The 10758-nt window shown below is 35.4% G+C and carries 9 protein-coding genes and 1 pseudogene; 8 read left to right on the top strand and 2 right to left on the bottom strand.

All coding sequences use genetic code 11. The annotated features are described in order from the left end of the window. The 7 genes and pseudogenes from RLO81_RS13775 to RLO81_RS13745 all read left to right on the top strand — a co-directional run. Positions 1-293 (top strand): annotated as a pseudogene (locus RLO81_RS13775) (hypothetical protein); the annotation flags it as partial. Beyond that, on the top strand, positions 271-789 hold the full coding sequence (locus RLO81_RS13770; RefSeq protein ID WP_350112641.1) for a DUF420 domain-containing protein: 519 nt from the start codon (positions 271-273) through the stop codon (positions 787-789). The pseudogene RLO81_RS13775 and the gene RLO81_RS13770, both read left to right, overlap by 23 nt. Before the next feature lie 6 nt (positions 790-795). Next, positions 796-1041: a CAMCR motif-containing small membrane protein gene (locus RLO81_RS13765; RefSeq protein ID WP_350112639.1), complete on the top strand. Its 246-nt coding sequence runs from the start codon at positions 796-798 to the stop codon at positions 1039-1041. After that, positions 1028-1405 carry a DUF983 domain-containing protein gene (locus tag RLO81_RS13760; RefSeq protein ID WP_350112636.1) on the top strand — a complete coding sequence of 126 codons (378 nt, stop codon included), beginning with the start codon at positions 1028-1030 and terminating at the stop codon, positions 1403-1405. Before RLO81_RS13765 ends, RLO81_RS13760 begins: the two co-directional genes overlap by 14 nt. A gap of 52 nt (positions 1406-1457) precedes the next feature. Then, complete coding sequence (locus tag RLO81_RS13755) at positions 1458-5099, top strand: ATP-binding protein (RefSeq protein WP_350112633.1); 3642 nt, start codon at positions 1458-1460, stop codon at positions 5097-5099. Further along, on the top strand, positions 5096-8521 hold the full coding sequence (locus tag RLO81_RS13750) for a DUF8818 domain-containing protein (RefSeq protein WP_350112630.1): 3426 nt from the start codon (positions 5096-5098) through the stop codon (positions 8519-8521). The genes RLO81_RS13755 and RLO81_RS13750 overlap by 4 nt, the downstream gene beginning before the upstream one ends. A gap of 40 nt (positions 8522-8561) precedes the next feature. Further along, entirely contained in the window at positions 8562-9005 is a 444-nt protein-coding gene (locus RLO81_RS13745) for a DUF6265 family protein (protein WP_350112628.1), read from the top strand. Here RLO81_RS13745 and RLO81_RS13740 read toward each other — a convergent pair whose 3' ends face one another. Next, positions 9006-9749: an ABC transporter ATP-binding protein gene (locus RLO81_RS13740; RefSeq protein WP_350112625.1), complete on the bottom strand. Its 744-nt coding sequence runs from the start codon at positions 9747-9749 to the stop codon at positions 9006-9008. Then, positions 9746-10474, bottom strand: coding sequence for an MlaE family ABC transporter permease (locus tag RLO81_RS13735; RefSeq protein WP_350112622.1), 729 nt, complete (start codon positions 10472-10474; stop codon positions 9746-9748). Before RLO81_RS13735 ends, RLO81_RS13740 begins: the two co-directional genes overlap by 4 nt. Before the next feature lie 106 nt (positions 10475-10580). Between RLO81_RS13735 and RLO81_RS13730 the strand changes: the two genes are divergently transcribed. Further along, on the top strand, positions 10581-10758 hold a 178-nt coding region (locus RLO81_RS13730), incomplete at its 3' end, for an SDR family NAD(P)-dependent oxidoreductase (protein WP_350112644.1).

Below are 10758 nucleotides of genomic sequence, written 5' to 3'. Positions count from 1 at the left end.
AGCTAAAAAATGTTTCGCTTCGATTGATCGATTTGTTTGGTGATCATATAGAACTTATATGTTTTTCTGATTATGCGACTGAATCTGAAACTATAGATTTTAGAAAATATAGTGCTGAACAATTAAACAAAATAAGTAAATGTGGCTTTATAAGTAGTGACCAAACCAATTTGGTTTTGGTTGATAATAAAAACAGAATCAGAGGGTATTATTCAAGAGAGTTGGATGAGATCGATAGATTGATCGTAGAATTAAAAATTATTATTGAGAATGATCAAGAACATGGACGCTGATAAGTCTAATAAATTAATTATTGCAGTTTCAATAATTATACCTATTGCTGTAGCAGTACTTTTTGGTGTAAAAATAGATGGCTACGACTTTTCATTTTTACCACCAATTTATGCATCTATCAATGGACTTACTTCCATTTTGTTAGTAGCCGCACTATTGGCGATCAAAAACAAAAAAATTGTTATTCATGAACGCATTATGAAATTATGCCTAATCTTTTCAGGTTTGTTTTTGGTTATGTATGTAATTTACCACATGACCAGTGAGCCTACTTCCTATGGAGGGGAGTATAAAATTTTATATTTTTTTATACTTATCTCGCACATTTTATTGTCAATTAGTGTTATTCCATTGGTGCTGTTTACCTATGTTAGAGCATTAAATGGTAATTTTGAAAAGCATAAGAAATTGGCTAAAATAACCTTTCCGATATGGTTATATGTGGCCGTTACAGGCGTTGTAGTTTATTTAATGATTAGTCCGTATTACGTTTAGTATTAGATGAAAAAGCTTCTGCTCATTGCGTTCTTTAGTTTAACAACTCTTACTCAAGAGGCACTAGCCCAATGTGCAATGTGCAGGGCAACAGTAGAAAATAACCTGAGTAATGGTGATATAGGAATTGGTGCTGGATTAAATTTTGGTATTCTATATTTGTTTGTGATGCCTTACCTAGCAGTTGGAATCATTGGGTTTTTATGGTACAGACATAGTAAGGCTAATTCTAAAAAGTATGGGTCCGTTTAAAGCAGCGTTATCTGGAAAATGCCCTCAGTGTAGAGAAGGTGATATATTTGAATCGTCTGCCTTGGTACTGTCTAAGTTTCACAAAATGCATGCTAATTGTCCAAAGTGCAGTTTGAAATATGAACGCGAGCCGGGGTTTTTCATTGGTGCAATGTATGTGAATTACGCCTTTTCTGTAGCTATAATTGTGGCCGTTGGAATTGCGCTTTCAGTTTTTGAAATTTATAACCTTCACACTTTTGTGTTAACAGTTGTTGGGTTGATTTTACTCTTACTTCCTTTCTTATTCAGGTACTCCAGAATATTGTTTCTCTATTGGTTTGGTGGCGTTAATTATAAACCAAGCTTAAAAAACCATTCATAAAGAGGGAATATATACAGTCTAATTCTGTTTATATTTATCCTAATACATTTGAATGAGTAAAATTAGATCACATCTTATTCCTTTTTTAATATCACTGGGCTTCTTTCTTGTTTCAGCCTGCAGTTATTTCTCCTACACTTATTTCATTCAATCAAAGGAAGAAGTGACTAAAGAAATTAGTAATGAGTTAAACAAAGAAATAACAAAAGCATTTGGTGAGCTCAAAAATATAGCAAATGCAGTTTCAGATTCAAAGGAATTATTCAAAGAAGTTGAGAAAAAGGAAGGCACATTTGCCTATAAAGATGGTAAAATCATGGCATGGTCAGGATCTGACTATGTTCCTGATTATGGGGAGGTTAAAGGTAATTATGAAGTTAAGTTCATAAGATCAGTCCGAAAGGTGTACCTGGCCTGCAAAATTGTTGTCAGCGACTATGAGTTTATCAAAGTAATTCCGCTTTACTCAAATTACAAAATTGAGAATAAGTATTTCAGGAGTTCATTTAGCAAAGCTGTATTTCCGACCTCGGATATACGAATTATTAAAATCGAAGAAGCGCAACATAAGATATGCTATCAAGAACAATGTTTATTCGGTATTACCTACTTACCTAACTCAGAAGTGAATAGAGAGTGGTTAAGAAATTTGGGAATGCTTTTTTTTGTATTGGGCGGTCTCAGTTTTTTATTGTTCATCTATTCATTTAGTAGATCGGTTGCAAAGTATAGCTTTTTTAAAGGTTTAGGAGTTCTTTTATTAGCATTGTTTGTTTTTAGATATTTATTACTTGAATTTGAATTGCCTAATAACCTTTCAGACTCTACTCTTTTTGATTCGAAAATATTTGCTTCATCAATAATCAATACTTCATTAGCTGACCTGATATTTAATCTTTTTATTTTCTTAGTTTTTGCGTCTTTTATTGGATCTCTTTTTGTGAAATCAAGTTCCTATAGATCGCTTTTAAGAAAATCAAAAATAAAGAAAGGCATTATTTCATTTTTTCTCATTTCATTTTTTTTATTTTCTTTTCATTGGTTATTCCTTTTAAATCAAACCTTATATCACAACTCTCAAATATCCTTTGACATTAATCAATCTATCATTTTTGATGTTCCCAGGGTAGCTTCACTGTTTTGTTACCTATTGTTTTGTATATCTATATTTTTCCTTTCACATTCGGCAATAAGTACAGCCAGTCATTTCACTAAAAGCAGAACAAAATTGATTGCTCTATTTTCAATCAGTTGTACGGCATATGCAGGAGTGAATGAATTGTTAGACCAGACTTATTTCATATCGGTACTTATTGCTGCTATAATATTTTTCACTATTCTTTTTTCAAGGGTAACGTTTTCATTGACAAGGTTATCTTTTTCAACGTTCTTGTACCTATTTTTATTTATGGGGGGATTTGCGTTAATAGGTTCCGGTTCGATTTATGAATTTGAAAATGAGCGTGAAGTAGAAAGAAAGAAAAGGTATGTCAGTCAATTTTTAACTGATAATGATCACATGGCTGAGTATTTACTCTATATAGCCAATGAAAAAATTACCAATGATATCTTTATTCAAACCAGAATGGCTTCCCCATTTCTCTCGAAGGATGTAGTAAAGTCTAAAATAAAGCAGGTTTATCTCAACGATTATTTTGATAAATATGATGTAAAAATATTTACTTATGACGCGGATGGAAGGTCTTTTGAATCTGAACTAGGCCAACCACGGAGCATGAAGAAATTTACTATGAGTGAATTTAAAACTGGTTATGATGACATCTACTTTATTAATTTACAAGAGAGTGGTGCTAGTAAGCGGTACCTTAATTACATAGAAATAAAGAGACGTGGAATAAATGTTGGGTATATTGTTCTCGACTTAAGGCTTAAAAGAATAATTCCAGAGAATGTATTTCCCGAAATGCTGGTAGATAACAGATTTCTGATTCCATATCAAAATGCCGATTATAGTTATGCAGTTTTTGATAAAAATAAAGTGACGTATAGTTCTGGAGATTTTAATTATGATGAGCGCTTTATAGCAGAAAGTAGCTTTCAGCAGCAAGAACAGTTTACATTTGATAATTATTCACATGTAGCAGTAAACGATCAGGCTGGACACAGAATAGTAGTAAGTTCTAACCAACACCCACTAGCGGATGTGATCTCTAATTTTTCATTTCTTTTTCTGCTACAAGTGTTTCTACTGCTTTTGTGTTTGTTAGTGTATGTCATAATAATTTGGGCAAGAAAGCTTGATTTGTCATACTCTGCAAGAATTCAACTCTATCTGAATATTGCTTTTTTTCTGCCTTTGCTGGCCGTTAGTTTAACCACACTAAGTCTTATTAATGCATCGTTCGAGCGTGAGGTAGTAGAGGAATATTATAAAAAAGCCGAGCAGATTGGATCTAGCCTCAGTGGTGTTTTAAGTGATTTTGTAGAAAATATTACAAACGAAGATGAGTTGAAAGAGACCATAACTGATATTTCATCATATGCTGGTGCTGATATAAACTTGTTTAGTATAAAAGGTAAATTAATAGCCACCAATCAACCATCAATTTATGAGAATGAGTTACTTTCTGAGTACGTTAATCCTGAGGCATATAGTCATATAGTTCTTGATGGTGAGAAGGCCTATACAACTAAAGAATCTGTAGGTGAGTTGTTTTATAATTCCGTTTATTTTGGGGTTAAATCTTATGAGACGGGCAATTTGGTTGGTGTGGTGAGTATTCCATTTTTTGATTCAGAATCGGCACTTCAAAAAAGCCAAATTGTAGTTCTTAAGAATATTATCAATGTATTCACATTTGTTTTTATCGCTTTTTTAATTGTCTCATACTTTGCCACTGAATGGCTTACCTTTCCGTTAAGGTTTATAACTCAGAAATTAAAGAAAACCACGTTAACAGAATTTAATGAACCTTTAAATTGGGAGAGTGATGATGAAATAGGATTAATGGTTGGAGAGTATAATAAGATGCTTATCAATCTGGAAGAAAGTAAAAATGCTTTGGCGCGAAGCGAAAAACAGAGTGCCTGGAGGGAAATAGCACAGCAGGTAGCTCATGAAATAAAAAACCCATTGACACCAATGAAGCTCACGCTTCAACACCTACAACGTACGCTTGATCCATCAAATAAAGAAAGAGCAAAGCCAATAAATAGCTTGCTTAAGCAAATAGAAACATTAGATGATATAGCCACTTCATTCAGTTCATTTGCTAAAATGCCGATACCAGCAAGCGAGAAATTTGAGTTAACCTCTGTTGTTGTTAATACAATAAACATACATAAAGCCACAAAAAACCTGACTATTGACTTACAATTACCCCATGAGAAAGTATATACACTGGGCGATGAACAACTGATGGGCAGAATTATTTCCAATCTTATTTTAAATGGAATTCAATCTTCTGTTAAAGGTGAACAAATGTTAAAAATTTCATTAGCAACTAATAATCAGAAGATTCTATTAAGTGTAACTGATAATGGAGCTGGTATACCTGAGGAGATACAATCGAAGATATTTGTGCCTAACTTCACTACCAAGGAATCTGGTTCTGGTATTGGATTGGCTATTGCAAAGCATGGAATTGAACACGCTGGAGGTAAAATTTGGTTTGAAACTGAAGAGGGTAGTGGTACAACTTTCTATATTGAGCTACCCTTGCTAGATGAATGATTGGGAGAATTTGTTCTATACTACTTTTCACAGGCTTAGTTTTTTCAGCAGAAGCTCAAATGTCCAATGAGCGTTGCAAATGGATAAAAGTCTATAATGCACCTATAGAGTTGGATTCATTATCAGTAATTACTGGCAGTATCACAATTTTTGATGCTGATGTTGAGGTAATTCATCAAATTTCAGAAGGAACTATTGAATTAGTGTCGGATAACAATGCTCCGGATTCTATTCAGGTTTGCTACAAAGTTTATCCATTTCCACTTCATCAGAAGTTTTATCATAGGGATTTGTCTGTATATGATTCAAATGCCTATTTCAAAGATCCGGTAAAAAATACCACCACATTTAAGCAGGAAGAGCTTTTTAAAACGGAAGGCTTGTATAAAAGTGGGAGTATTACCCGCGGTGTTTCGTTTGGTAATAATCAGGATGTATTTGTTAATTCAGCGCTTAATTTAAATATGGACGGTGAGCTGGCCGACAATTTATTTATAAGGGCTTCTATTACTGATCAAAACGTTCCATACCAACCAGAGGGTAACACACAACAGCTACAGGATTTTGATAATGTAATGATTGAGATATATAATGACAAGTTTTCACTTACAGGTGGAGATGTTGTATTTAAGAATAGTCCGTCACATTTTTTACGTTATTATAAGAATGTACAAGGAGGACTAGCGAATGCAAAATATAATTTGGCTGGCTCTGAGGCAGAATCTGAAGTGGGCTTCTCTGTGGCCAAAGGTAAGTTTGCTTCAGTTCAAATTCAACCGAGGGAGGGGCTGTCAGGCCCATATAGAATTCCTGGCCCCAATAATGAGCGATTTCTATTGATTTTAGCCAATTCAGAAAGAGTATTTTTAGATGGTATTCAGTTAAAAAGAGGTTTTGATAACGACTATGTAATTGACTACAACAGTGGCGAGTTAACATTCACAAATAATGTTTTAATCACTCAATTTTCGAGGGTTCGCATAGATTATGAGTATTCAGATCAAAATTATAGCAGAGCCATTACCACTGCCAGGCACACGCAAAAAGTGGGCGGCCTTACTGTAGGGGTGAATGCATACAGTGAACGTGATAATCCTAACAGGCCCATTTTATATGATTTGGGTAATGAAGAGAAACTCTTTTTAAGTGAAATAGGTGATAGTTTAAATGCTGCAGTTTTTGAGACGGTTGATAGTGTAGGTTATTCAGCTGAGAGTGTTTTATACAGAAAACTAGTAATTAGTGATAATGGGAAACCGCTGGAAATATATGAGTACTCCACTAATCCGGATAGCGCTTTTTATAGAATTTCTTTTTCAGATGTAGGACTAGGGAATGGCGATTATGTACAAGTATCTTCAAACACTAACGGGCGTGTATTCGAATATGTGCCTAGAACAGACGGTACAAGCCAAGGACAATATTCACCTACAGCGATTTTACCTGCACCTAACAAAAAGCAAATGGTGAGTATTAACGCACAATATGAAATTAATGAATACGAAACCATATTTACAGAAATTGCTATTTCCAACAAAGACGATAATTTATATTCTGCCATTGATGATAGCGATAACAAAGGCATCGCCCATAAAACTGGAATCACTACCAAAGGGAGAGAAATCGGCTTCTTGCCTGGCTACACGTTAAATGCTTCGTTTGACTTTGAGCGTGATGATGAAAATTTTAATGCTATCGACAGGTTTAGATATATCGAGTTTGATAGGGATTGGAGTTTTGACCCCAACTCAGATGAAAGGAGATTTCAGGATCAGATTATTAATGCCGAATTGGGCGTTGAAAAAGGTGATAATCTCATACACTATTCCATATCACGAAGAGATAGAGGAGAGCAGGTAAGGGGTTTTCAACATAGGGTTCGGGCGAATCAGAACTTTGGAAAAGTACGATTAAGATCTTCCTATTTCAGAATGGATAATGAAGTAGAAACGTTTGATGCCAGTTGGGAACGTATTCATGCTGATCTGGCATTTGCAGGTGGAGTATTCACCCCCGGCTATGTATATTCTTCAGATAAAAATATAGTAAGAAATAGTAAAGATAGCATCTCAACATCGGCTATGTTTTTTGAGGAGCATACGGCTTATATCAGTAATGGTACTAATACTGATATTACATTCGACTTAAGACATAGCTACCGCGATGATTACCGACCATCAGAAGGAGAGATCGAGGCATTTTCTAGCTCCAATACCACCAGGTTTTCTTTGCAAAAGAGTTTTGAGAGCCACACGATTAAATCAGTTATTAACTATCGCAAAGTGGATTATTTGGAAGATGTTTTATCTGAAGAAACTATATCCGGTAGAGTTGATTGGCTTTCGAATTGGCTGGATAACCATATCCGCTCAGAACTAACATATTCTATCGCCAATAGCCAGGAGCTGAAACGAGAGTTTGTTTTCATTAAAGTACCGCAGGGGCAAGGGACGCACACCTGGCGAGATTTAAATGAAGATGGAATTCAGGATTTAGGTGAATTTTTTGAAGCGATTAATCCAGATGAAAGGCAATACGCCAAGATATTTACACCTACGAATGAGTTTGTATCTGCTTTCCAAAACTTATTTATTTTTAGGGTAAACGCCCAGGCACCACGGTCATGGAGTAATGCGGGTGGATTAAAAAACTTTTTCAGTAGGTTTTCTAGTAATACGTCATGGTCTACAGATACAAAAACAACCGATAAAAGTTTAGATGCCAGAATGTTAGCTTTTGCAAAAGATATTAATGACGCTGAATTATTAGCCGAAAGAAACGCATTAAGAAGCACACTCTTTTATAATCGAACACATCCGGTTTATGGGTTGGATGTAACCTACTCGAATAGTGAAAATAAACAATTGCTAACCAATGGTTTTGAAGAACGGAATCTACAAGAAGTAATTAGTGGTGCAAGGGTAAATTTATCAAGGCAATACAGTATTAATTTACGTTCTCAGCGTAGTACAAAAGAAGTAAACTCTGATTTTCTTTCAGATAGAAACTATAATATAGTTAGTTATCGAATGAACCCACAAATAAGTTGGCAGCCGACTAATTTTCTTCGATTTAGCGCGCAATATGCTATTACTGAAAAAGAGAATACCCAATCGATGGAATCAATAGAGCAGGCAACATTGAATGAGCTGATTGGTGAAATAAAGTACAATAAGGCCATTAAAAGTAATTTGAGCATCCTTTTTAGATGGGTTGAAATTGAGTTTACCGGGGAGGAAAATAGCCCTGTTGGATATGATATGCTGGAAGCACTCAGGCCGGGCCAAAACATGACCTGGCAGGTAAATTGGCAGCAAAAAATCACCAACGGCTTACAGTTGAACCTGTCTTATAACGGGCGGAAGTCAGAAGATAACTCGCCTATTCATATTGGTAGGGTACAGGTGAGCGCTTTGTTCTAAGCCATACAACCTTTTGTACGAATAATAAGACTAATGAATTATGAGAAAGCTTTTGATAATTGTATGCCTATTGATGTATAGTGTGGGATACGCTCAATCGACAGATGAATTTGATATCAATAAATTAGATTGGCTGGTTGGTAGTTGGGAAGGAGAAGGTTTAGGCGGTTTGAATTACGAGTCATGGTCAACACCTGAAGAAGGAGTGATGATGGGAATGTTTCGTCATTCCAGAAACGGCAAAGTCATTTTCTATGAATTTTGCAGAATAAGTGATGTGGGATTACAATTGAAGCATTTTAATCCGGACTTAACCGGTTGGGAGCAAAAAGAGGAAATGGTCACTTTTCCATTCCTTTCTATGAGTGAAGATGAAATTGTTTTCGATGGACTTGTCATGGAATTGATTAATCAAAATGAGCTGAAAATTGTTGTTCAATTAGAGCAAGGTGAAACAACCTTTAACTATAAAAGAAAAAGCTAGTTATTTCAACTTCTGCATCACCTTGCTGGCGAATACAAAGTCTTCAAACTCTTTTACGTTGGAGTGAATAATGTCGTCTTTATGGCCTTCCCATTTTTTCTCACCTTCGTGTAAAAACATAATATTTTCACCAATACCGAGCAGTGAATTCATATCATGAGTTACCACTACCGTAGTAATTTTATACTCTTCTGTAATTTCCATGATCAGCTCATCTATTTTTATAGATGTTAAGGGATCCAACCCAGAATTTGGCTCATCGCAGAAAAGGTATTTGGAGCTGTTAACAATAGCCCTGGCAATACCAACACGCTTTTGCATACCACCGCTTATTTCAGATGGTAGTTTACCATTTTGGCCTGCTAATCCAACCCTTTCTAAGCAAAAATTAACCCTGTCAAGCTTTTCAGCAGGTTGCATGTCCGTTAGTATATCTAGCGGAAACATCACGTTTTGTTCCACTGTTTTCGAATCAAAGAGAGCACCGCCCTGAAAAAGCATTCCTATTTGCCGTCTTATCTCTGTTTTATCATTTCTAGGCGCTAAGGAGAATTCAGTAGTGCCGTAGTACACAAAGCCATCATCAGGTTGAATTAAACCAACGATGCATTTTAGTAATACACTTTTACCTGTACCACTGGCGCCAATAATAAGGTTAGGTTTTCCTTTTTCAAACGTGCCGCTAATGCCTTTTAGCACTTCTTTGCCATTGAATGACTTTTTTATGTTTTCAATTCTAATCATAAAAGTAGTTGTGCTAATAAATAATCGGCTAGTAAGATGGCAATAACACTTTGCGTTACAGCTGCCGTACTGGCTTTGCCTACTTCAAGTGCACCGCCCGTTGTATAATAACCTTTAAATGATGAAATAGAACTTACCAAAAAGGCGAAGACAAAAGACTTAATTAAAGCAAATGTCACTGTATAATCGTTGAATTCATACCTTATGCCGTATATGTATTCAAAAGGCGTTATTTCTCCTGTTAGTGTACCTGCTAAATAGCCACCAACAATATTCAACAATCCAGATAGTATTACGAGCACAGGGTAAGTAATTAATGATCCCAGAATTTTCGGAAGCACCAAATAACTGGTGGAATTAATCCCCATTACTTCCAAGGCGTCAATTTGCTCCGATATTCTCATGGTGCCCAAACCACTGGACATACTAGAACCTACCTTACCGGCATATATTACACCAATAATGGTTGGAGCCAATTCCAGGATGGTCATATCCCTAACTACAAGCGAAATCACGTAATTAGGAATCAATGGACTTATGAGATTATAGGCCGTTTGAATAGTAGTTACCGCACCCATAAAGAATGAAACCAGCGACACAAGAAAAATAGAGTTGATACCTATATTGACGCACTCATCCATCGTGAGTTTAAAATAGGTTTTGAAATTCTCGGTATTAACGAAAAGCTTCCCTAAAAATATGAAGTACTTACCCAGTGTTTCCATTCAAATCCGTTAATTTAACCACTTTATCAGCAGTAGTTGGAAAGATAACAATATTACAGTAAATGATTTTCCTGATAAATTGATTTAGACAGATTATTAAAAAAGTATGAAAAAAATAGCATTAATAACGGGCGGAACTAAAGGGATAGGAAAGGCTTTGATTGAGGAGTTTGCTAAAAATGGATTTGACATAATCACATGCAGCAGGTCGGAAAGTGATTTAAAACAATTAAAGACAGTGATTGAAGGTAAATTTAATAATGCGCTGGATTATTATCAGGTAG

The sequence above is a fragment of the Fulvivirga sp. genome (assembly GCF_040220315.1).
Lineage (GTDB): Bacteria > Bacteroidota > Bacteroidia > Cytophagales > Cyclobacteriaceae > Fulvivirga.
The sequence above is the reverse complement of the archived record's forward strand: the minus strand, read 5'-3'. Positions and strand labels throughout refer to the sequence as shown.

Bases quoted from the DNA above. Each gene is read 5' to 3' on its own strand.
- RLO81_RS13770 (WP_350112641.1), top strand. From the start codon at position 271: ATGATCAAGAACATGGACGCTGATAAGTCTAATAAATTAATTATTGCA.
- RLO81_RS13765 (WP_350112639.1), top strand. From the start codon at position 796: ATGAAAAAGCTTCTGCTCATTGCGTTCTTTAGTTTAACAACTCTTACT.
- RLO81_RS13760 (WP_350112636.1), top strand. From the start codon at position 1,028: ATGGGTCCGTTTAAAGCAGCGTTATCTGGAAAATGCCCTCAGTGTAGA.
- RLO81_RS13755 (WP_350112633.1), top strand. From the start codon at position 1,458: ATGAGTAAAATTAGATCACATCTTATTCCTTTTTTAATATCACTGGGC.
- RLO81_RS13750 (WP_350112630.1), top strand. From the start codon at position 5,096: ATGATTGGGAGAATTTGTTCTATACTACTTTTCACAGGCTTAGTTTTT.
- RLO81_RS13745 (WP_350112628.1), top strand. From the start codon at position 8,562: ATGAGAAAGCTTTTGATAATTGTATGCCTATTGATGTATAGTGTGGGA.
- RLO81_RS13740 (WP_350112625.1), bottom strand. From the start codon at position 9,749: ATGATTAGAATTGAAAACATAAAAAAGTCATTCAATGGCAAAGAAGTG.
- RLO81_RS13735 (WP_350112622.1), bottom strand. From the start codon at position 10,474: ATGGAAACACTGGGTAAGTACTTCATATTTTTAGGGAAGCTTTTCGTT.